A 22086-nucleotide genomic window follows, 5' to 3' on the forward strand; every position below is an offset into this window, starting at 1 on the left:
CCACTCCGATGGCGCTCATGGGACGTGTAGTCATCAGGAGGAGCGCCATCGGAGTGGCGCGCTCCCAGCGCATGAGGCCCTAGTTGGCGGCGGCGCGCGGGCGCCGTTGCGGTGTGTCTGCAATAGAGGGAAGAAGGATTGCTGGACGAAGCGGAAGGACGGCACGAATTCGGTCCGTGTCTGCCACAACGAGACGGGCGAGGAGACTGTGCCGACTTTCATCGATCCGGCCGATGTCGTGACTGTCGCCGACGGCTTTGCGCCACCCGCGAGCGCCAGCGCGGCGAGAGCGACGGCAGGTACGCCGCCTTGACCGACTTGAGGCAGGTCAAGGTCGGGCTATCGGGCCGCCATAAAAGTTGCAGTCGGGCGCGCACATCACTCGACGCGCACGTGAGGGTTCATGTTCAGAAGTGCATTTGTTCGTTCGGTGATGGCCTTTGCCGCTGTCGTTTCGTCCGGCGTCGCAGCCGGCAGTGCTCGTTCGGAGCCAGTACCGGAACTGACCAAGGTCGACGAAATCGCCATCCGCGGCACCATCCTGGCCATCGATCCGGCGAAGCGCACGGTCGTGGTCCAGAGTCCAGAGCGCGATACGCTTACCTTCAAGGCGATCGATCGCGTTACCAATTTCGCCGGCCTGAAACCGGGCCAGCTGGTCGACGTGCGCTACTATCGCGTCACCGACTACCTCGTCGCCAAGACCACTCCCGAAGTGACGGAGATGGCGCGCGAGATGGTGCGCGATCCTGCGCGTGCGCCCGGCCTCCCGGGCACCCAGATGCGGGCCAGGCTGTGGTTGCTGGAAGGCATGGTGGTGCGCGTCGACATGGCAGCCAGAAAGGTCGAGATCGTCGATCCCAACGGCGGCGGCATCGTCCGCTCGCCGTGGATCAAGACTCCCGAGGGACAGTTCGAGCTGGCGAAGTTCCAGCCCGGCGACATGATCTCCATGGTTTTCAGCGAACGCTCGGCCTTCGCGATCACGCCGGTTCGCTAGTGTAGTGTCTCGCACGCCACCAGTCGAAGATGCGGTGACACCACGCGTCGCCCTCATCCCGGGTATCGATTCGCCAGGACCGTCTCCACCAGTGCCGTCAGCCGCTGGTAGTCGACTTCCTCGTTGTAGGCGTGCGCCGAGAGGCGCAGCCAAAGGGCGCCGCCGATCGCATTTACCGGCGCGTCCGTACCGGCTGCCAGCAGCGCGCGGCGCAGGGCGCGCGCCTGCTCCTGGCTGGCCGCGCCCTCCACAGGCAACCGGACCAGTCCCATCGCGCCCCTCATCTCGCGGGCCGCGCCGACCTCGGTGCCGAGCCGCGCTGCCATCGCATCGGCGCCAGCGGCCGCGAGCGCCGCGTTGCGCGCCATGAGCGCCGCGCCGCCCAGCCGTGCGAAGAAGTCGAGGGCGGCCGGCAGCGCCAGAAAGGAGCTGGGATCGTCGGTGCCCGTCCAGTCGAACTCCGCAACGAAACCTTGCCCGAAGCCATGCGAGATGGTGACGGGGTGCAAGCCGGGCTGCCGGTCGCGGCGGGCGTGCAGGAAGGCGCTGCCCTTGGGCGCCATCAGCCACTTGTGGCAGTTGCCGACGTAGTAGTCGGCACCAAGAGCCGACAAGTCCAGCGGCACCTGGCCCGGCCCGTGCGCACCGTCGACCAGCACCGGTACGCCGTGCGCGTGGCAGCGCGCCACCATGTCGGCAATCGGCAGCACCAGGGCAGAGCCTGAGAAAATGTGGTCGAGCACGGCGAGTCGCGTGCGCGGGCCCAGCGCCTGGTCGAGCGGCGCGAGGACTTCAGCGCGATCGGGGCGCGGGAAGGGCAGATCCACCACCACGAGCCGTGCGCCACGCTCGGCAGCGACATGGCGCATGGTGTTGCGCACCGCGTTGTAGACGTGGCCCAGGCACAGGATCTCGTCGTCCGGCACCAACGGCAGCGAGCGCAGCACGGCGTTGCATCCCATCGTGGCGTTGCTAACGAAAGCGAGGTCCTCGCCGTCGGCGCCGACGAACGCCGCAAGGCGCCCCGCGGCGGCGCGCAAGGCCTGAGGCAGCTCCTGCGCGAAGAAGCGTGTCGGTTGCGCCTCCATGCGATGGCGCCACGCCTCCTGCGCCGCCAGCACCGAGCGCGGCGTGGCACCGTAGGAGCCGTGATTGACGGTGAGGAAATCATCGCTGAGGGCAAACTCGCGCCGCACCGCGGCGCCAAGCGGAGGCAGGGCAGGGGTCATGGTCGGGCGACTCGATAGCATGGGACTTCCATTGCTGGCAGGCGGAAACCGGGCGACGTCGTGGCGTTGTCGTGCGCACGATCGACGCTCAGCGCCCCAGAACCTGACCGTCGATGTGCAGCGCCTGGATGCTGACGTGGCCGTCGGCACGGACCGCAAGATCGACCGTCAGGGCACCCGGCCGCTCGCGTATCAGCCGCTCGAGCTCGCCGGCGCGCGCTTCCGGCACGAACAGCTTGATGCTGCCGTTGGCGGTGTCGATGGTGGCTGGCACGAAGGTGTCCTTGCCCCACAGCCTTCCGGGGATGATCAATCGGCAGCTGCCCAAAGTCGGCTGGTCTCCGGTCGAGTCGGGAACGAAGCGCACGCGAGCCCGCTGCTGCGCATCGACCGCGATCACACAGAGCGCGCCCGCAACCATCCGGCCGTCGGTCCCGGGCGGGCTCTCCCAGCTCCACTCGAAAGCCGCAGTCAGGTAGTGGCCGCGCAACAGGTCGCGGGGATCGACGCCACGCACCGCCACGGTCAGGACCGTGGCATGGCTGCGCAACCATTCCTGTTGGCCGATCATCGCCGCCAGCGCCACGAGGGGCAGCGCCAGCGCCGCGATCACGAGCAGCGCCGCAGCCTTGTGCCTCACGGGATCGCCCCGCGCCCCAGGCGCCTGGTCAACCGCCAGCCAATCCAGGTCAACACGAGGCAGAGCACGCCGCCGCCGATCAGGCCGAGGCCGGTCGCGGTCAGGCCACCGATCGCTTCGAGATAAAGGATCAGCAGCCGCATGGCGATGACGGTAAACGCAAGGCCGAACAGGACGCGCTGGCCAGCGTGCGCCGCCAGCCAGCCGATCGCTGCCCAGTAGACGATGAAGAGCAAGCCGAAGATGGCCTCGAACCCGGCCTTCTGCTCCGCGCTCCACGCGCGCGCGAGCAGGAGGGCGGCGGCCCAGATCCCGAAGCTCACGCCCAGCAGCGCGATCATGGGGCGCCGCTGCGTCGCGCTGCCGCCGATCCAAAGGGCCGTTGCGGCCAGTAGCGTGGCGGCCGTGCCCAGCCAGATCTCGACCGGCGCGACCTGGCTGACGAGGCGCGAATCGATTGCGACCACCGTCGTGCTTACGGCACCGACGAGCCCCGCCACGGCCAGCTTCAGCATCAGCTCGCCCTGGTCTTCGGCGGGTGGCCAGCGTCGGCGCAGGACCGCGACGATGACCAACAGGCAGGCGGGCAGGTAGAGCAGCAGAAGGAACAGATCGCCTCTGGCAGCGCTCGAGGCCAGGCTTCCGATCAAGCGTTCGAGCGGTTCATAGGCGGAGAACCAGGTGAGAACCGCTGCGGCAAACCACAGGGCCCCGACCAGGCGCGAGAAGGTAACCAGGGCGAGGAACGGCGTGGCAAGGGCCAGCCACGTCACCAACGCCTGCCATGGATCGCTCTGCAGCTGGTAGACTTGTCCGACCAGGGCGATGCTGCCGATCACGAGGCCGAAGAGCAGCAGGGCGCCGAGCTCACGCGGCCATTCCCGGTCGCGCTGCCAGGCGACAAACACGAAGCCCGCGCACAGGCCGGTCAGCAGCAGATCGGCTGCGAGCTTCGCCCCGGCCGGAATCTCTTCCCAGTTGGCGGCGACCACTGCCACGAGGCCGAGCCCGATGGCCAGGGCACCCATGCCCGACAGCGCCCAGAGCCAGAGTGGCCGGCGATGGGCAGCTTCCCAGGCGCCGATTCGCTCCACCGCGCCGTCGTCGATCAGGCCTGCGCTCCGCCATCGCCTCAGGAAGTGTTCCGCGATCACTGTATCATTTTCATGCAATGGTTGACTGGCCACAACCTGCTTGCGTGCGATCTGGATGCAGGCCCATGGTTGCCCTGGCACGGCAAAGGCGTCCCGAGAAGGGCGCCGAAGCAATGGAATGATGATGCGCTGCGGATCCCGTCAGAGCGAAGCTGCAGGATGCAACGATCGGCCGGGGGTGCTACCAAGCCGATGACATGACCGCCGCCGGTTTGCGCGAGAAGCTCCAGCATCTCTACTTCGGGGCCGACGGAGAGGCCCGCCGGTTTCGCTACGGGCTGGTCGCGTTCGACATCGCCACCATATCGGTGTTCCTCCTCTCTTCGTTCGCCAGTGAGGAGGGGTGGATGATCGCCCTCGACCTCGTCCTGGCGGTGCTGCTGTCGATCGAGTTCGCCGCGCGAAGCTACGCCGAAGCGAACCGACGCGAGGCGCTGCTGAGCTTCGCCAGCTTGGCAGACCTGGTGGTGATCCTGTCGCTGCTGCTCGCAGCCTTCGCCGAGAACCTCGCGTTCCTGCGCATCGTCCGCGCGCTGCGGCTGCTGCGCTCCTACCACCTGCTGCGCGACCTGCGTTCGGAATCGGACTGGTTCCGCCTGCACGAGGATGTCATCCAGCGCACGGTAAATCTCGGCGTTTTCATTTTCATCGTCACATCGCTGGTGTTCGTCACCCAGCATGCGGCTAACCCGAAGATCGCAAACTATGTCGATGCGCTCTACTTCACGATCACCACGCTCACAACCACTGGCTTCGGCGACGTGACGCTCCAGGGTCCTGGTGGCAAGCTGCTCGCCATCGGCATCATGTTCGTCGGCGTCGGCCTCTTCCTGCGGCTGCTCCAGGCCATTTTCCGGCCCAACAAGGTGCGTTTCGAATGCCCGGACTGCGGCCTTCTCGTGCACGACATCGATGCCGTCCATTGCAAGCACTGCGGGCGCCTCCTGCACATACCGAACGAAGGTGCCTCCTGACTCGGCCGGAGCAGGGCGGCAGGTCGACAAAGTCGAAGGTAGGTGCAGTGGAAGGACCTCTCCCATAGGAGCCGTGATTCACGGTGAGGAAATCGTCCGCGAGAGCGAATTCGTGCCGCACGGCGGCGCAAACCGCACGGCAGCGCCGAGCGGAGGCAGGGCAGGGGGCATGGTCGCGCGACTCGATACGATGCACCTTGCGGGACTGGCAGGGGAGATCGGGCGACGCCGGGCGTTGTCGTGCGTCAGCTTACTCCGCGTTCCCTGCCCTCCCAGTAGGGATCGCGAAGACTGCGCTTCAGAATCTTCCCGGCCCCCGATTTGGGCAGCGGCTCACTGCGGATCGTCACGGACCGCGGGACTTTGTATCCGCCGATGTGCTCCCGGCAGACGGCAACGATCTCCTCGACGGTGATCGAGGTGCCCGGCTTGGCGACCACCTCGGCATGGACCATCTCTCCGAAAGTTTCATGGGGAATCCCGAATACCGCGACCTCGAGGACGGCGGAATGCTGAAACACGGCATTCTCGACCTCGGTCGTGTAGACGTTCTCACCGCCCGAGATGATCATGTCCTTGGCTCGGTCCACGACGAACAGGTACCCGTCCTCGTCGGCCCACGCCACGTCGCCGCTCCTGTACCAGCCGCCGCCGATCAGGGCGTTGGCCGTCTCCTCGGGCCGTTTCCAATAGCCCTGCATGATGTTGGGGCCCCGCACATGAATCTCGCCGATTTCACGGGGGGCGCACACCGATCCGTCGGGACGGCGGACCTCGACCTGGACCCCGACGACCGGTTGTCCGCAGCTGGCGAGGCGGCTCCTTGCCGGCTCGATCCCGCGGGCGCCGTCGCGATTGTCGGTGCGCTGCGTAGACGTCACGAGAGGCGACGCTTCCGTCATCCCGTAGAGCTGGACGAAGTCACACGGCAGCAGCTCGCAGGCCCGCAGCAGCAGCTCCACCGGCATCGGCGACGCTCCGTACATGAGCAAACGCCAGGACGTGAGGTCCCGGGTGACCGTGGCCGGATGATTGAGCAGCATGTTGATCATCGTCGGAACGATCAGGGCCACGGTGACTCGCTCGGCTTCGACGACCCTGCCGAACAGCTCGGGCTCGTACCCGCGGATGCACACATGGGTACCGCCCATGAACGTCAACGCGAACGTCGTCGCCGCGTCGGCGGCGTGGAACATCGGGGCTGCATGGATGAACCGGTCCGTCGACCGCAGGGGATTGGCGATGAGCATGTGCTTTGCATTGGCCAGCAGGTTGCCATGGCTCTGCATCACGCCCTTGGGCAGGCCCGTCGTGCCGCCTGTATAGGAGATGGCCGCGAGCGTGTCGGGGCCGATCGGGGCAAGCTCGGGGTGCTCCTCGTCGAGAGGCTTTGCTGCGCACAAATCGTCCCAGTGGACCCAGCCCTGGGGAGCCGGCTCGGCTCCGAAGTAGACCAGGTACTCGATACAGGAGCATCGTTGCTTCAGCTGGCGGGCCACCTCCAGGTACGCACCATCGGCGACGATAGCCCGGGCTGCACAGTCGTTGATGATGAATTCCAGTTCGGGCACGGCGAGCCGGTAGTTGAGATCGTTGAGCACCATCCCCGCCGGGGGGATGCCAACCCAGCACTCCAGGTGCCTGAAGGTGTTCTGACCGATCGAGGCGACCACATCGCCCGTGCCGAGACCGAGGCTGCGCAGACCAGCCGTGAGCCCGCGCACCCGCCGAGCCCATTGCGCGTAGGTGAGGCGCGTTTCGCCGTCGACAATCGCCTCGCCGTCCGGACGCGTCGCCACGGCGCGCCTCAACGGCCACGATAGAGTTCCTTGAGTCGTCATTGCCCCCCGATATGCGGATGCCGAGCATCCGGCCCGGGGCTCACTCTAGGCTGGCGTCGTCGGCGCGGGCAAGAAGGCCGCGCCCGGCACAATCGATTCGGTAGTGAGCCTCAATATCGATAGGTGGCTTTGCCCGGCCAGTTGCGCGACCGGGGCGGCCATGCCATGCGTAGCGGCAACACGCCGGTGCGCACCCGGACGAAAGCGCTGCAAGGGAGGCGGGAGTGAGAGAAGAACGCCGTCTGTACGGCTGCGGAGCGTTGCTCTCGTCTGCATGGGTGGTCCTCTGGTCATCCGTTGCGGTCGCTCAGGGCGGCTTCGCCGTGACGCCGACCTGGGACGGCATCAAGGCCTGCTCCGGTCAGCCGATCACGAGTCCCTCGCCGGCGTTTGCGGTGGCGGGCGTGCCAGCTGGTACGGTCGACCTCGAGTTCCGAATGGTCGATCTCGACGCGCCGAGGTTCAACCATGGCGGCGGCAAGGTGCGCTACACTGGCCAGACGCGAATCGGCCCGGGTGCATTCCAGTTCGTCGGGCCCTGTCCGCCGCAGACCCATCGCTACGAATGGACGGTCACCGCCCGCGACGCAGGCGGCAAGGTGCTCGGCACGACGCGGGTGATCAAGAACTATCCGTGAGAACGGCTTCGATGCCCGGAGCTTTCGGTGATCATCGAACCTGACAAAATCCAAAGATCCGCCGGGCTGCCGCTCTCTTGCGTTCTGTCGGGAACGTTGGGTCGTTCTGCGCATTCCACGTTCAAAGGAACACGATGTCAGTTGTGTAACCTGAGTGGAGACAGGAATGACCGGCGGCGATGGAATCGTGCAGCCCGTTGGTGCATGGGAACTGGTCTCGCTCGTTTCGGAGCGGCCGGACGGGAGCACTTTCGAGACATTTGGCCCTCATCCGTCGGGAAGGCTCATATACGGCGAGTCCGGCCAGGTGATTGCCATGATCGTGGGCGAGCGGCGCAACGAGGCTGCTGGTAAGCCGACTCCACCGGAGTTTCTAAGGCAGTTCACAGCGTATTTCGGGACCTATCGAGTGGATGGCGAGAAAGGTGAGATCGTCCACAACGTGGCCACATCCCTTAACGGACCGCAGGCGTCGGGCGAATTGCGAAGGCAGTACAGGATGGAAAACGGCAGGTTGTTCCTGTCCTTCAGCCGGATGCGAGAGGGTGTGGAGGTAGTCACTCGGGTGGAGTGGAAGCGCATTTCCACGCGGTAGCCTCCCCCCAATGACGGTCGGGGCGCCGATCTCGTCAAGGTCGCGGCTCTCAGGGCAGGGACGGTGTCGCCATCGGGCTGTTGCCTCATGATCAGCGAGGTACGTGAGATCGAAGCTTGGCAGGCTTGAGAAAATTCCCGACGTTTCAGCAGCGGAGGTAAGCCGATGGCAACCCCATTGTTCGACGAGATCTATGCAGTCGGAGACAGCCTGTCCGACAGCGGCGGGATTTTCGAGCTGAGCCGTCTGGCCCTCGCCCTCGCAGCAGCCGCCGGCGCCGACACGACCGGGCTGCAGCCCATCCCGGTCAGCCCGCCTTACGCAGGGAAGTTCTCCAACGGACCGGTGCTCCCCGAGATCACCGCGGACCTGCTCGGCGCCACGCTCTTCAATTTCGCCTTCGGTGGTGCCCAGGCGCTGGGCATGCAGACGCTCCTCGATGCCGCCGGTCCGGCGCTTCGAGACCTGGTGCAGGCGGCGATCGCCCCGCTGCCGGCCGATCAGCGGGCGGCGATCGAAGCGGTGCTCGATCACAACATCAACCTGCCGGGCCAGGTCGCCGATCTCCTCGCGGTGATCTCGGCCCGCCCGCCTTCGGCGCAGTCGGCGCTCGTGAGCATGATCGGGCTCAACGACTTGCGCGCCCTTGCCGCCACCTTCGACCCCGGCAATCCATTGGCGTTGATCGGCATGGTGCAGCTGGCCGGACAGATCGTTCAGGCCAATCTCGCCGTCGCCCAGACCGCTTTCGACCATGGGATCGGCACGGTCATCCTCGAGACGCTGCCCGCGGCCGGATTCTTCCCGATCATCAGCGGGCTTCCGTCCGAGCTCCAGGCGATCGCCGATACCGCGGTCGGACTCGTCAACAGCGGGCTGATGGCCGGTGCGCTTGCGTTGCGCCTGCAGGGCCGGGACGTCCGCGTCGTCGACCTCGCAAGGATGGCGGACGAGGTCAGCGCGGATCCCGGAATTTTCGGATTCCAGAACCTCGAGCAGCCGACGCTGCTCGGCAACGGCATCGAGTTCGCCGTCAACCCGTCGGCCCCGCCGCTCGAGCTGACCGCCTTTTTCGATCCTGTCCATGCGACCACGAACCTGCACGGCGTGCTCGCCGCGTTTTCGGCGGCATCGCTCGCCTTTCACACCGACTTTCGCGGCGCGGGCAACGACTTCATCGGCCTCGGTTCCGGCGACGATTTCGTCCTCGCCGGTGCCGGAAACGACCAGGTGTGGCTGGGCGACGGCAGCAACATCCTTCTGAGCGGGCTGGGCGACGATGTCGCCGATGGCGGGCAGGGCTCCGACTTGATCGCCGGCGGCGCGGGCAGCGATCGACTTTCGGGCGGCGCCGGACCGGACGTGCTCTCGGGCAATGCCGGCCACGATACGCTGAACGGCGGGTCCGGCAACGACGCCCTGATCGACGGGCCCGGCAACGATGCCCTGTTCGGCGACGCCGGCGACGACCAGTTCTTCGATGACGGCGCTGTTCTCGACTCGCTGACCGAAGGCCAGGATCATTTCGCGGACTTCGCGAGCTTCTTCAGGGCGTTCGGCGGCAACGATCTCGATCGAGCGGGAAGCGGTAACGACTTCGTCGATGGCGGCGAGGGCATGGATTCGGCTCACTACTCGGCCGCGTCGAGCCACTACAAGCTCGTCGTCGGTCCAGGCACGGTCACGGTACAGGACAGGGTCGGAGCCGACGGCTTCGACACCCTGGTGAGCGTCGAGCTGGCCCGGTTCACCGACCAGACGCTGGACGCGACCTGGTTCACCAAGGCCGCGTCGGTGCCGGCGAATGACTTGACCGAACTCACCGACATATACATCGCCTACTTCGACAGGGCGCCGGACGCACTGGGCCTGTTCTATTGGGCAAGCAGGATGGCTGACGGCATGGGCTTGCAGCAGATTGCCGGAAGCTTCTTCGCCCAGCCCGAGACGCTCGCTGCCTATCCGGAAGACCAGTCGACCGAGGCGTTCATTACCCGGGTCTACAACAACATGCTCGGACGCGACCCGGATGCGCCGGGTCTGGAGTACTGGGCGCACGATCTCGATACCGGCAGCATCAGCCGCGAGGCGTTCATGCTGGCCGTGATCCACGGTGCGCGGGCATCCACGGGCGATTCCGCCGATGCTCAGTACCTCGCGAACAAGAACGCCGTGGGCATGGACTACGCCGTGACCGAGGGGCTCAGCAATGTCGCCTGGGCAAAGACGGTCATGGCCGATGTCGATGGCACTGCCGCCAGCTTACAGGTGGCGCTCCGGGTCATCGATGACTTCGCCGCGACGGCCGCGTCGCCCGACAGCGCGGTGCTGGTGGTTCTGCTCGTGGGCGTGGCGGTCGAGCAGGCGTAGGTAATGCCCTTGGAATCGACCGAAGCGAATTTCATCCGCCGGGTGCGCTTCAATTTGTGCGTCACTCGGGGCGATAATGCTCTTCCGGACCGCGGGCGTCTCGCCCGCTCATGAATTTTGAGCGGGCGAGACGCCCGCGGTCCGCATGAACGCCATGGAGTGGCGCGCTAAATGGTGCGCTCCCAGCGTACGACTTCCTCTTCCGGCAAAATGTGCGCTGCAAGGTTTGCCGGGCGCTGTCGCGCGGCCGCCGCGGGCGGCCTGAGCCCGCTACCGCAGGGCGAACGACTTCGGCGCGCGCGCCTTGACCTGAGGGTCAACCCGGGCAGGCTGGCCCGAAAGAGGAAACGTGCCAGCCATGACCGCCGCGACGCGCGCGAACGCCCTGCCGATCCTGATCGCCGCCTCGGTGATGATGAGCCTCGCCATGGGCATGCGTCAGTGCCTGGGGCTTTTCCTGCCGCCGATGACGCAGGCGCTCGCCCTGTCGGCGTCGGATTTCACTTTCGCGATCGCGGTTCAGAACATCGTCTGGGGCCTGGTGCAGGCGCCGCTGGGGGCGGTAGCCGATCGCTGGGGGTTGCGGCCGGTCATGGTGCTAGGGGCGATCGCCTATGTCGCCGCGATGGCGATCATGACGGCCACCAACGGTGTCTGGATTCTGGTGTTGGCGCAGGCGCTGATCGGCATCGGCATCGCGTGCACCGGATCGTCACTGGCGATGACCGCGACCGCGCGCGCCGCCTCGCCCGAGCGGCGCAGCATCATCCTGGGCATCGTGGGCGCCTTCTCCTCGGTCGGCACGCTGGTGATCGCGCCCGCCCTGCAGGCGCTGCTGGGGGCGTGGGACTGGCGATGGGGCGGCGTGCTGTTCGTCCTTCTGGCGTTGGCGATGGTGCCGGCGGCGATGATCACCGGCCGGGTCGATCGCGTGCCGCAGCCGACGGCGCCGCGCGCGTCGGTCGCCGGGGTGATCGCGGAGGCGCTGCGCAACCGCCGCTTCGTCGTGCTGTGCGCCACGCATTTCGTCTGCGGGCTGCAGCTGATCTTCATCAACACGCACCTGCCGAACTATCTGGCGCTGTGCGGCCAGGACCCGATGCTCAGCGCCACGGCGCTGGCGATCATCGGCGGCATCAACATCGCCGGCTGCCTGCTGGCCGGCTACCTGGGCCAGCGCCATGCCAAGAACGTCCTGCTGGGCCTGACCTACCTGGCGCGGTCCGTCGTGCTGACGATCTATTTCCTGCTGCCGCCGACGCCTGCCACGACGATCCTCTTTGCCGCCGCAATGGGCATGCTGTGGCTGGGCGTCATCCCGCTGGTCTCGGGCTACGTCGCCGACCTGTTCGGCACTCGCAACATGGCCACGCTGCTCGGCGTGTCGTTCGTCATCCACCAGATGGGCTCGGTGACCGGCGCCTGGGGCGGTGGCATGATCTTCGACGCGTTCGGCAACTACGACCTCGCGTGGCGGATCGGCGTGTCGATCGGCATCGTCGCGGGCATCGTGCAGATCGTGTTCGGCGGCCCCGCCCGGACGCCGTCGGACGCGCGGCCGGCGCCCGCGGCGGGCTGAGCCGGACCGACCGACTGGGCGGGCGTGCTTCGTCGCCCATCGGCCAAGGCGGGAGCTCGTGGGCTCGGCGTCGGCGCCGTCCATTGGACGTTATCACGCGCCATTCACGCTCTGCTGACGCCAAAGCCACGATGACATGCTTCAATCCGCTCGAACTCCTGGTCTCGATCAACGGTAGAGGATGCGATGCAAAAGCAGTGGCCGGCTCCGGCGCTCGTAGCTCTCGCAATGCTTCTCGTTTCGGTCAGCGCCCACCCATGGGATCTCCGCGAAGTGGCGCGGCAGTTCCTCCAGCGCCACGGCGTTCCGTGTCCGCATGTCCTGAAAGTAGACCGTGGTCACCACCTGGGAGAGGTCGCCACATGCCAGGATGGGCGTCAATGGATCTTGCTATGGCTCGAAGACGAGATCGCGTTTGTTCGCCTGCCGGGCCACGAGCTCTACAGGTGGGACAGCCACGTATTCGACGCTCATCCGGAGATCTTTTCCGTTTCCCGGCAAGCGAACCAGGACCAGGTTGCAGTCGCCGATTTCCCGTAGGATCTGTCGGACCTGCCGGGAGCCGCGCGCGGCGCGCCGCTGTCAGCGGGTCGGGTGCCCGGCTACTCGGCCTTGATGCCCGCGAACTTGATCACTTTTGCCCACTTCTCGGTGGCGTCCGAGATGATCTTCCCGAATTCCGCAGGTGTGCCTCCAACCACCGTGCCGCCCAGCTCTTCGATCCGCGTCTTGATCTTGGGATCGGCGAGGCCGGCATTGAGCTCCTTGTTCAGCGCATCGATGATTGCGGCCGGGGTGCCCATGGGGGCGCCGATGCCGGCAAAGCCGGTGGCCTCGTAGCCGGGCAAAAATTCGCCGACCGATGGAACGTCCGGAAACACGTCCAATCGCTTCGCGGGCGTGACTGCCAGGGCGCGCAGCTTGCCGGCCTTGATGTGCGGGATCGCTTCCGACACGGGAGCGAAGATCACCTGCACGTGGCCGGCAACCAGATCGGCGACCGCGGGCGCGCCGCCCTTGTACGGGACGTGGACCAGATTCACCCCGCTCATCATCTTGAAGAGCTCGCACGTGATGTTCTGCGGCGTGCCGGCGCCGGCCGACCCGTAGTTGATCTTGCCCGGGTTGGCCTTGGCATAGGCGATGAGCTCGGGGAGCGTCGCGGCGGGGACCGACGGATGCACCACGACGACGTAGGCCAGCCGCGCGAGGTAGATGACCGGTGCGATGTCCCGCAGGAAATCGAAGGGGAGATTGCTGAAGAGCGCCGGATTGATCGCGACCGGGGTCACGACCGTAAGCAGTGTGTAGCCATCCGCGGGTGACTTGGCGACCATCTCGATTCCGATGTTGCCGCTGGCGCCGGGCTTGTTCTCGACGAGGAATTGCTGGCCCAGGCGCGGCGTCAGCCAGTCACCCATCAGGCGCGCCATGATGTCGGTGGCCCCGCCGGGAGGAAAGCCGACGACGATGCGCACGGGCTGTCGGGACGGCCAGGCTTGTGCCCGTGCAACGCGGGGCAGGGTCGGCAACGCGGCCGCACCCGCGGCCAGATGCACGAATGTGCGACGGGGAAATCTCATGGGCGTCCTCCGCTTGCGCCACGTCGCGGACAGGCAGTCCAACCGTGCGCGCTTTGGGAATAGCCTATACGGGTCCTGCGGAATGGTCCCTGTGCCACTCGTGGCGGTTCTGCATGGCGACCTGGCGCGGATAAGCGGGCTCAAGCACGATCTTCAGCCCGTCATCGCGCGAAGATCGTCCCAGAGCCGGTCGGCGGCACAGACAGGCGAGATGGCCGTGCCGTTGCCTCCATGAGTTTCGCAAGGTGGTGGCGACGACAATGATGCCAGCGTCGTGGCAAGCCGGGCCGTTGTAGAATTCGAATCCAAATTAGAAGTCGTGGATGACAATACCGTTCTCTCGGCTATCTTGGACAAGGCGTCGGACTTCGTGACAATTGGAGCGTCGGATGGACTACGAGGTCATCGTGATCGGGGCCGGCGTGGCCGGCATCTACCAGATCAAGCGGCTCGCCGATCTCGGCATCAACGCCACCGTGCTCGAGGCTGGCGGCGATCTTGGCGGCACCTGGTATTGGAACCGCTATCCCGGCGCCCGCTTCGATTCGGAGAGCTACACCTACGGCTACTCGTTCTCGCGTGAGCTGCTGGACGAATGGCACTGGAAGGAGAAATTCTCCGGCCAGCCCGAGAACCTGCGCTACCTGAACCACGTCGCCGACAAGTTCGGCCTGCGCCGCTTCATGCAATTCAATTGCCGGGTCGACTCCGCGCACTACGACGAGGCGGCCAACCTGTGGCGCCTCAGGATCGCCGACGGGCGCACGCTCACCTGCCGCTTCGTGATCATGACCCTGGGGCTGCTGTCGATCCCGACCCTGCCGCGCCTCGAGGGCATGGACTCGTTCAGGGGCCGCTCGTTCCACACTTTCCACTGGCCGCACGAGCCGGTCGAGCTGGCGGGCAAGAAGGTCGCCGTCATCGGCACCGGCGCCACGGGCATCCAGGTGATCGGCGAGATCGCCGACAAGGTGGGCGAGCTGGTCGTGTTCCAGCGCCGGCCGAACTGGAGCGCGCCGCTCAACAACAGCGCGATATCGCACGCCGAGATGGCCGACATCCGCGCCCGCTACGACGAGATCTTCGCGACCTGCGCGCGCACGCCGGGCGGCTTCGAGCACGAGCCCGATCGGCGCGGCTTCTACGAGGTGTCGCGCGAGGAGCGCCTGGCCCTGTGGGATCGACTGTACGACGAGCCCGGCTTCGGCATCTGGCTCAGGAACTTCCGCGAGATCTTCACCGACGAGGAAGCCAACGCGGAGTTCTCCGAGTACATCGCCGAGCGCATCCGCCGGCGCGTCAAGGACCCGGTGACCGCCGAGAAGCTGATCCCGCGCGACCACGGCTTCGGCGTCCAGCGCGTGCCGATGGAGACGAACTATTTCGAGGCCTATAATCGCGACAACGTCACGCTCGTCGACATCAGCGAGACGCCGATCGAGGCCATCACCGAGACCGGCCTGCGCACCAGCCAGCGCGACTACGAGTTCGACGTCATCGTCTACGCCACGGGCTTCGACGCAATCACGGGCGCGTTCGATCATATCGACATCCGCGGCGTCGGCGGCGAGACCTTGCGCGAGAAATGGGCCGACGGGCCGTCGACCTTCCTCGGCATGCTGATCCACGGCTTCCCCAACCTCCTGATGCCGGCCGGTCCGCAAAGCGGCTCGGCCTCGACCAACTACCCGCGCGGCATCGAGACCGGCGTCAACTGGTGCACCCGCCTGCTCGAGCACATGTGGGCGCACGGCCACGACCGCGCCGAGGCGACCGAGGCGGCCGAGAAGCGCTGGACCGAGCACGTCGTGCGCATGTACGCCATGATGCTGATGCGCAAGGCCAAGTCCTGGTTCACCGGGTACAACTCGAACGTCCCCGGCCACGAGCAGGGCCGCATCCGCTACTTCGTCTACAACGGCGGCGCCCCGAAATACGTCGCCACCATCAACGACGTCGCCGCCAAGGGCTACGAAGGCATCGAGTTCGGCGGCGCCGGACAGGCAACGCCGCGCGACCTCGTCGGTGGGGTATCGCGCGCGGCGGAATAGTATCGTCTTTCCTCCCCAGCTTCGCTGGGGAGGTGTCGCCGTCATCCGGCGACGGCGGGGTCATGGGCTCGGAGCGCGCCACTCCTGTGGCGCTCATGCCTTCTTGGGCCGCAGGCGTCCCGCCCGTTCATGATGCTTGACCACCAATGTGAGCGGGCGGGACGCCCGCGGTCCCCATGAGCATGACCCCTCCGTCCGGGAAGACGCGGACACCCCCCGGCGAAGCCGGGGAGGAGAGCATGAGCGGTGCTCTCAAAACGGACAGGCCCTGCTCTCGGCTTGAGCAGGCTGTTCGTTTCCGGCCAAGGGCCCTCGGCCTGCAAGACGGCAAGGCGGGGTTCCGGCCCTTAAGTAACTTGGCACGCTGATTGCACCATAGCCGGCAAGCCAACGAAGGCTGCACCCACCGGATCGACGCGACCAACGGAGGTCGTGGACAGGGGGGACGCGTTCGGTTTCCTCGACGGGGAAGCTTTGCGCGTCATCGTGTGCCGCTTGGTAGCTTGGCCTGCGAGTCCCCGCTTCCGGTTCACATTGGTCGGAAGACAGGACGGTAGATGACGCAGGCAGCAGGATTGCCCCGACGGAAGCTGGTCGTTCTCGGTAACGGGATGGCGGCCGGCCGCGTGCTGGAAGAGCTGTTCGCGCGGGCGCCGGAGCGCTACGACGTGACGGTCTTCGGCGCCGAGCCGCGCGTCAACTACGACCGCATCATGCTCTCGCCCGTGCTGGCGGGCGACAAGAGCTTCGAGGACATCGTCGTCCACGACGAGGCCTGGTACCGGCGCCATGCGGTGGATCTGCGCAAAGGCGAAACCGTGGTCGGCATCGACCGCGCGGCGCGCACCATCCGGACGCAGGCGGGAGTGGTCGAGGCCTATGACGAGCTCGTCATCGCCGTCGGCTCGCGGCCGATCCTGATCTCGGTTCCCGGCCACGACCTGCCGGGGGTCGTGACGTTCCGCGATCTCGACGACGTCAACGCCATGCTTGAAGCGAGCGCGCGCGGCGGCAACGCCGTCGTGATCGGCGGTGGCCTGCTCGGGCTCGAGGCAGCTGCCGGCCTCGCGCTGCGCGGCATGAAGACGACGGTCATCCACCTGATGCCGACCCTGATGGAACGGCAGCTCGATCCCAACGCCGCCTATCTCCTGCAGAAGGCGATCGAGAAGCGCGGCATCGAGATCCTGACCAGCGCCAACACCAGCGCCATCCTGGGCGACGGCAAGGTCGAGGCGGTACGCCTCGACGACGGCCGAACGCTGCCCGCCGACCTGGTGGTGATGGCCGTGGGCATCCGCCCGCACGTCGCCCTCGCCAGGGATGCCGGCCTCGAGGTCAAGCGCGGCGTGGTGGTCGACGATTTCCTGCGCACCAGCGATCCCAACATCCATGCCGTGGGCGAATGCGTCGAGCATCGCGGCAACTGCTACGGCCTGGTGGCGCCGCTCTACGAGATGGCGAAGACGCTGGCGGCGAGCCTCGCCGGCGAGCCGGCCGCCACCGGCTACACCGGCTCGGCGCTGTCGACCAAGCTCAAGGTCACCGGCGTCGACCTGTTCTCGGCCGGCGACTTCTCCGAGGGCGACGAGCGCGACGAGATCGTCCTGCGCGATCCCGCGCGCGGCATCTATAAGCGCGTCGTGCTGCGCGACAACCGCATCGTCGGCGCGGTGCTGTACGGCGATACCGCCGACGGCTCCTGGTACTTCGATCTGCTGAAGAAGGGCACCGATGTCGGGAGCCTGCGCGAGACGCTGATCTTCGGCCAGGCCTATCAGGGCGGCGGCGTGCTCGATCCCAGGGCCGCCGTGGCGGCCCTGTCGGACGACACCGAGATCTGCGGCTGCAACGGCGTCTGCAAGGGCGTCATCACCCAGGCGATCGTCGCCAGGGGGCTGACCACGCTCGACGATGTCCGGGCGCAGACCAAGGCGTCGGCGTCGTGCGGGCAGTGCACGTCCAAGGTCGAGGCGCTGCTCGCCGCCACCCTGGGCGACGGCTATGCCGGCAGCGGCCGCAAGCCGATGTGCAAGTGCGTCGACCTCACCCACGAGGAGGTGCGCGGCTTCATCCTGTCAAAGGCCCTGAAGTCGGTGCCGGCGGCGATGCAGGAGCTGGGCTGGAAGACGTCGTGTGGCTGCCCGACCTGCCGGCCGGCGCTGAACTACTATCTGCTGTGCGCCTGGCCGGGCGAGTATCGCGACGACGCGCAGTCGCGCTACATCAACGAGCGCGTGCACGCCAACATCCAGAAGGACGGCACCTTCTCGGTCGTGCCGCGGATGTGGGGCGGGCTGACGACGCCGGCCGAGTTGCGCGCCATCGCCGACGTCGCCGAGCGCTTCAAGATCCCGACGGTCAAGGTGACGGGCGGCCAGCGCATCGACCTCTTGGGCGTGCGCAAGGAAGACCTGCCCGCGGTGTGGGCCGAGCTCAACGCCGCCGGCATGGTCTCGGGGCAGGCCTATGCCAAGGGCCTGCGCACGGTGAAGACCTGCGTCGGCAGTGAATGGTGTCGCTTCGGCACGCAGGATTCGACCGGCCTTGGCGTCAAGCTCGAGCGCTTCCTGTGCGGCTCGTGGACGCCGGCCAAGGTGAAGCTGGCTGTGTCGGGCTGCCCGCGCAACTGCGCCGAGGCGACGGTCAAGGATTTCGGCGTGGTCTGCGTCGAGTCGGGCTACGACCTGCATATCGGCGGCGCCGCCGGCCTCCATGTCCGCGCCACCGATCTGCTCGGCCATGTCGCGACCGAGGCCGAGGCGATCGAGTGCATCGCCGCCGTCCTGCAGCTCTACCGCGAGCAGGCGGCCTACCTCGACCGCGTCTACAAGTGGGTCGAGAAGACCGGCCTGGACAGGATCCGGGCGGCGATCATGGACGATCCAAACAACCGGCGCGCCCTGTTCGACCGCTTCAAGAAATCGCAGCGCGCGGTGCAGCGCGACCCGTGGGCCGAGCGCGCGGCCGGCCGCGAGCTGCACGAGTTCATGCCGCTTGCCGTGCTGACCCCGGTCAGGCGCCGGATGGCCGCGGAATGAGCGCCGCCGCCATGGAAACTCCGAGGGAACAGCTCGACAGCTGGTGGTTCGACGTCGGACCGCTGCAGGCCATCCCGGTGCGCGGCGCGCGCATCGTGCGCACGCCGCGCCGCGACATCGCGGTCTTCCGGACGGCGAACGACGAGGTCTTCGCCCTCGACAACCGCTGCCCGCACAAGGGCGGGCCGCTCAGCGAGGGCATCGTGCACGGCCGCAAGGTGGCGTGCCCGCTGCACAACTGGATCATCGATCTCGAGGACGGGCAGGCGACCGGCGCGGACAAGGGCTGCACGCGCAGCTTCCCTGTCAAGCTCGAGAACGGTCGCGTCTATCTCGACATGGGCGTCGCGGCCGCGCCCTGAGGACATTCGCAGATGGTAATTCCTCCGTCATCCCGAGCGAAGCCGAGTGTAGCGAGGCGTAGTCGAGGGACCTTTCTTGTTGCTGTGTCGACAAGAAAGGTCCCTCGACTGCGCCGCCCTTCGGACGCCTCCGCTCGGGATGACGGCGTTTTTTGCCGAGTGCGAATGCCTTCCCTCATCCCTCCCTCCTGATCAATCGAAAGGAAAAATCGTGGCCTACCTGGTGCCCTCCGAATTCGTGACCAAGATGGTCGATGCGGGCGAATCGAAAGTCTTCATGTCGACGCGCGACACGGTGATCCGCGCCTACATGGCCGGCGCGATCCTGGCGCTGGCGGCGGCCTTCGCCGTGATGGTAAGCGTGCAGACTGGCTATCCGATCATCGGGGCGATCCTGTTCCCGGTCGGCTTCTGCATGCTCTACCTCCTGGGCTTCGACCTTCTGACGGGCGTGTTCGTGCTGACGCCGCTCGCCCTGATCGACAAGCGTCCCGGCGTCACCCTGAACGGCGTTCTGCGCAACTGGGGTCTGGTGTTCGTCGGCAACTTCGCCGGCGCCTTCACCGTCGCCCTGCTGATGGCGATCGTCTACACCTTCGGCTTCTCGACGCCGCCGGACAAGGTCGGCCAGGTCATCGCCAACATCGGCGAGGGCCGCACCGTCGGCTACGCCGCGCACGGAGCGGCCGGCATGCTGACCCTGTTCATCCGCGGCGTGCTGTGCAACTGGATGGTCTCGACCGGCGTCGTCGGTGCGATGATCTCGACCTCCGTCAGCGGCAAGGTGATCGCCATGTGGATGCCGATCATGCTGTTCTTCGGCATGACCTTCGAGCATTCGGTCGTGAACATGTTCCTCTTTCCGTCGGGCCTGCTGATCGGCGGCAAGTTCTCGGTCATGGACTACCTGATCTGGAACGAGATCCCGACGGTGGTCGGCAACCTGGTGGGCGGCCTCTCCTTCACCGGCCTCACCCTCTACGCCACCCACGTCCGGACGGCGCCCAAGCGGGCGGCCTCCGACCGCCTGGCCCAGACCGGCTACCTGGCCCGGTAGCATCATCGGGCAGCCTCATCGGCCGGCATTGTCGGCCCTGGGCGTCGGACATGCCGTACGAACTGCGCATCTCGATCGGGCAGCATTCCGACAAGGGCCGCAAGGAAACCAACCAGGATTTCCATGGCGCGGTGATACCCAACGAGCCGGCGCTCGGGCTCAAGGGTATCGCCGTCGCCCTGGCCGACGGCATCAGCAGCAGCGAGGTCAGCCGCATCGCCGCCGAATCGGCGGTCAAGAGCTTCCTCACCGACTACTACTGCACGTCCGATTCGTGGTCGACCAAGACCTCGGCGACGCGCGTCATTGCGGCGACGAACTCCTGGCTGCACGCCCAGACGCGGCGCGGCCGGCACGGCGAGGACCCGGACAAGGGTTATGTCTGCACGCTCGCCGTCCTGGTGGCGAAATCGCGCACGGCGCACCTCTTCCACATCGGCGACTCGCGCATCTATCGCAAGGTCGGCGGCTCGCTCGAGCAGCTGACCGAGGATCATCGCGTCGTCATCTCCTCCGCCGAGACTTACTTGGGGCGAGCGCTCGGCGTGAATCCCCAGGTCGAGATCGACTACCGGGCGGTCGAGCTCGAGACGGGCGACGTCTTCGTGCTGGCGACTGACGGCGTCTACGAGCATCTCGACGCGCGCGCGATCGCGCGCGTGATCGACGAAGGCGCGGACGACCTCGACGCCGCCGCCGGCCAGATCGTCCGGCGGGCGTTCGACCAGGGCAGCTGGGACAATCTCACCATCCAGATCGTCCGCATCGATGCGTTGCCGGACGGCGAGGCGAACGAGTTGCTGGCCGAATCGACAGGCCTGCCGCTGCCGCCGCTGCTCGAGCCGCGCATGGAGTTCGACGGCTATCGCATCGTGCGGCCGCTGCATGCCAGCAGCCGCAGCCACATTTACCTGGCGACCGACAGCGAGGACGAGAGCCTGGTGGCGCTCAAGATCCCGTCGATCGACCTGCGCGGCGATCCTGCCTACCTGCGGCGCTTCATGATGGAGGAGTGGGTCGCCCGGCGGCTCGACAACGTTCACGTCCTGCGGTCGCACCGGCAATCGCGCAAGCGCGGCTATCTCTATCTCGTGACCGAGCACGTCGACGGCACGACCCTGGCGCAGTGGATGACCGACAATCCGCGGCCCGATCTCGACACCGTGCGCGGCATCGTCGAGCAGATCGCGCGCGGCCTGCAGGCCTTCCATCGCAAGGAGATGCTGCACCAGGACCTGCGCCCCGAGAACGTCATGATCGATCGCACCGGGACCGCGAAGATCATCGACTTCGGCTCCACCATGGTGAGCGGCCTCGCCGAGGCCGCGCCGGCGGCCGAGGCCAACACTGTGCTGGGCACCTTCCAATACACCGCCCCGGAGTATTTCCTGGGGGAGGGCGGGACGACGCGCTCGGACATCTTTTCGCTGGGCGTCATCGCCTACCAGATGATCGCGGGCCAGTTGCCCTACGGCGCGCAGATGGCGCAGGCGCGGACGCGGGCACAGCAGCGCAAGGTGGCCTATCGCTCGATCGTGGACGGCGGAATCATGGACAACAGGCACCCGGTTCCGGTCTGGGTCGACGGCGCGCTGCGCAAGGCCGTGCATCCCGATCCCGCCCAGCGTTACGGCGAGCTCTCGGAGTTCCTCTACGATCTCCGCCATCCCAACGAGGACCTGGTCGATTCCAACCCGAGGCCGCTCATCGAGCGCAACCCGCTGCTGTTCTGGAAGGGGCTGTCCTTCGTCCTGGCGGCCATCGTCGTGCTGCTGCTCGCCCAGCGCTACGGCTGACCTCCGGCGCCTTGCGGCGCGGGTCTCGCTGGACCCAAGTTCGCTCAAGCGCCCGGAGAGCGCGCTCTTCGTTCGCCTGTCCAGTATTGCCGGGGAGGTGTCGCCGTCATACGGCGACGGAGGGGTCATGGCTCTTCCGGACCGCGGGCGCCCCGCCCGCTCATCATCATGAGATC

Annotated in this window: 17 protein-coding genes; 12 read left to right on the forward strand and 5 right to left on the reverse strand. The window is 66.8% G+C overall.

Annotated features, from left to right (window positions below):
• The first annotated feature begins 403 nt into the window (after positions 1-403).
• A complete protein-coding gene (locus AB7O82_RS14530; protein WP_428619650.1) occupies positions 404-1000 on the forward strand; it encodes a hypothetical protein in 597 nt (198 codons plus the stop codon).
• 53 nt (positions 1001-1053) lie between these two features.
• Here the strand turns inward: AB7O82_RS14530 and AB7O82_RS14535 are convergent, their stop codons facing one another.
• From AB7O82_RS14535 to AB7O82_RS14545, 3 genes are all read right to left on the reverse strand, one after another.
• Positions 1054-2229 carry an aminotransferase class V-fold PLP-dependent enzyme gene (locus AB7O82_RS14535; RefSeq protein ID WP_428619651.1) on the reverse strand — a complete coding sequence of 392 codons (1176 nt, stop codon included), beginning with the start codon at positions 2227-2229 and terminating at the stop codon, positions 1054-1056.
• An 88-nt stretch (positions 2230-2317) separates the two neighbouring features.
• On the reverse strand, positions 2318-2869 hold the full coding sequence (locus AB7O82_RS14540; RefSeq protein ID WP_428554400.1) for a GDYXXLXY domain-containing protein: 552 nt from the start codon (positions 2867-2869) through the stop codon (positions 2318-2320).
• Entirely contained in the window at positions 2866-4137 is a 1272-nt protein-coding gene (locus AB7O82_RS14545) for a DUF2157 domain-containing protein (protein WP_428619652.1), read from the reverse strand. The genes AB7O82_RS14540 and AB7O82_RS14545 overlap by 4 nt, the downstream gene beginning before the upstream one ends.
• A gap of 83 nt (positions 4138-4220) precedes the next feature.
• Here AB7O82_RS14545 and AB7O82_RS14550 point away from each other — a divergent pair, with 83 nt between their 5' ends.
• Positions 4221-4997 carry a potassium channel family protein gene (locus tag AB7O82_RS14550; RefSeq protein WP_428554394.1) on the forward strand — a complete coding sequence of 259 codons (777 nt, stop codon included), beginning with the start codon at positions 4221-4223 and terminating at the stop codon, positions 4995-4997.
• A 245-nt stretch (positions 4998-5242) separates the two neighbouring features.
• Here the strand turns inward: AB7O82_RS14550 and AB7O82_RS14555 are convergent, their stop codons facing one another.
• Entirely contained in the window at positions 5243-6838 is a 1596-nt protein-coding gene (locus AB7O82_RS14555) for a long-chain-fatty-acid--CoA ligase (protein WP_428554392.1), read from the reverse strand.
• A 224-nt stretch (positions 6839-7062) separates the two neighbouring features.
• Here AB7O82_RS14555 and AB7O82_RS14560 point away from each other — a divergent pair, with 224 nt between their 5' ends.
• The 5 genes from AB7O82_RS14560 (at position 7063) to AB7O82_RS14580 (ending at position 12560) form a co-directional block, all read left to right on the forward strand.
• A complete protein-coding gene (locus AB7O82_RS14560) occupies positions 7063-7476 on the forward strand; it encodes a phospholipid-binding protein (RefSeq protein WP_428619654.1) in 414 nt (137 codons plus the stop codon).
• Between the two features lie 166 nt (positions 7477-7642).
• Complete coding sequence (locus tag AB7O82_RS14565; protein ID WP_428619655.1) at positions 7643-8071, forward strand: lipocalin-like domain-containing protein; 429 nt, start codon at positions 7643-7645, stop codon at positions 8069-8071.
• 165 nt (positions 8072-8236) lie between these two features.
• A complete protein-coding gene (locus AB7O82_RS14570) occupies positions 8237-10441 on the forward strand; it encodes a DUF4214 domain-containing protein (RefSeq protein WP_428619657.1) in 2205 nt (734 codons plus the stop codon).
• Positions 10442-10799: 358 nt separating this feature from the next.
• Positions 10800-12020, forward strand: a complete 1221-nt coding sequence (locus AB7O82_RS14575) for an MFS transporter (RefSeq protein WP_428554495.1) — start codon at positions 10800-10802, stop codon at positions 12018-12020.
• A 186-nt stretch (positions 12021-12206) separates the two neighbouring features.
• Positions 12207-12560: a hypothetical protein gene (locus AB7O82_RS14580; protein WP_428554493.1), complete on the forward strand. Its 354-nt coding sequence runs from the start codon at positions 12207-12209 to the stop codon at positions 12558-12560.
• 62 nt (positions 12561-12622) lie between these two features.
• On the opposite strand, the gene AB7O82_RS14585 is transcribed toward AB7O82_RS14580, so the two are convergent.
• The gene (locus AB7O82_RS14585; RefSeq protein ID WP_428554490.1) at positions 12623-13453 is read right to left on the reverse strand and encodes a tripartite tricarboxylate transporter substrate binding protein; all 831 of its coding nucleotides are present in this window, start codon (positions 13451-13453) and stop codon (positions 12623-12625) included.
• A 539-nt stretch (positions 13454-13992) separates the two neighbouring features.
• On the opposite strand from AB7O82_RS14585, the gene AB7O82_RS14590 reads away from it, so the two are divergent.
• From AB7O82_RS14590 to AB7O82_RS14610, 5 genes are all read left to right on the forward strand, one after another.
• Complete coding sequence (locus AB7O82_RS14590; protein WP_428554486.1) at positions 13993-15654, forward strand: flavin-containing monooxygenase; 1662 nt, start codon at positions 13993-13995, stop codon at positions 15652-15654.
• Between the two features lie 557 nt (positions 15655-16211).
• Entirely contained in the window at positions 16212-18695 is a 2484-nt protein-coding gene (gene nirB, locus AB7O82_RS14595) for a nitrite reductase large subunit NirB (RefSeq protein ID WP_428551157.1), read from the forward strand.
• An 11-nt stretch (positions 18696-18706) separates the two neighbouring features.
• On the forward strand, positions 18707-19057 hold the full coding sequence (gene nirD / locus AB7O82_RS14600; protein ID WP_428551156.1) for a nitrite reductase small subunit NirD: 351 nt from the start codon (positions 18707-18709) through the stop codon (positions 19055-19057).
• 211 nt (positions 19058-19268) lie between these two features.
• Positions 19269-20114 (forward strand): formate/nitrite transporter family protein, encoded by an 846-nt coding sequence (locus tag AB7O82_RS14605; RefSeq protein WP_428551153.1) that lies wholly within the window; start codon positions 19269-19271, stop codon positions 20112-20114.
• A gap of 50 nt (positions 20115-20164) precedes the next feature.
• The gene (locus AB7O82_RS14610; protein WP_428551151.1) at positions 20165-21910 is read left to right on the forward strand and encodes a protein kinase domain-containing protein; all 1746 of its coding nucleotides are present in this window, start codon (positions 20165-20167) and stop codon (positions 21908-21910) included.
• Positions 21911-22086: the final 176 nt, after the last annotated feature.

This window comes from Reyranella sp., from assembly GCF_050185545.1.
In the GTDB taxonomy this organism is placed as follows: Bacteria; Pseudomonadota; Alphaproteobacteria; order Reyranellales; family Reyranellaceae; genus Reyranella.

Bases quoted from the DNA above. Each gene is read 5' to 3' on its own strand.
- AB7O82_RS14530 (WP_428619650.1), top strand. From the start codon at position 404: ATGTTCAGAAGTGCATTTGTTCGTTCGGTGATGGCCTTTGCCGCTGTC.
- AB7O82_RS14535 (WP_428619651.1), bottom strand. From the start codon at position 2,229: ATGACCCCTGCCCTGCCTCCGCTTGGCGCCGCGGTGCGGCGCGAGTTT.
- AB7O82_RS14550 (WP_428554394.1), top strand. From the start codon at position 4,221: ATGACCGCCGCCGGTTTGCGCGAGAAGCTCCAGCATCTCTACTTCGGG.
- AB7O82_RS14555 (WP_428554392.1), bottom strand. From the start codon at position 6,838: ATGACGACTCAAGGAACTCTATCGTGGCCGTTGAGGCGCGCCGTGGCG.
- AB7O82_RS14565 (WP_428619655.1), top strand. From the start codon at position 7,643: ATGACCGGCGGCGATGGAATCGTGCAGCCCGTTGGTGCATGGGAACTG.
- AB7O82_RS14570 (WP_428619657.1), top strand. From the start codon at position 8,237: ATGGCAACCCCATTGTTCGACGAGATCTATGCAGTCGGAGACAGCCTG.
- AB7O82_RS14575 (WP_428554495.1), top strand. From the start codon at position 10,800: ATGACCGCCGCGACGCGCGCGAACGCCCTGCCGATCCTGATCGCCGCC.
- AB7O82_RS14580 (WP_428554493.1), top strand. From the start codon at position 12,207: ATGCAAAAGCAGTGGCCGGCTCCGGCGCTCGTAGCTCTCGCAATGCTT.
- AB7O82_RS14585 (WP_428554490.1), bottom strand. From the start codon at position 13,453: ATGGCGCGCCTGATGGGTGACTGGCTGACGCCGCGCCTGGGCCAGCAA.
- AB7O82_RS14590 (WP_428554486.1), top strand. From the start codon at position 13,993: ATGGACTACGAGGTCATCGTGATCGGGGCCGGCGTGGCCGGCATCTAC.
- nirB (WP_428551157.1), top strand. From the start codon at position 16,212: ATGACGCAGGCAGCAGGATTGCCCCGACGGAAGCTGGTCGTTCTCGGT.
- nirD (WP_428551156.1), top strand. From the start codon at position 18,707: ATGGAAACTCCGAGGGAACAGCTCGACAGCTGGTGGTTCGACGTCGGA.
- AB7O82_RS14610 (WP_428551151.1), top strand. From the start codon at position 20,165: ATGCCGTACGAACTGCGCATCTCGATCGGGCAGCATTCCGACAAGGGC.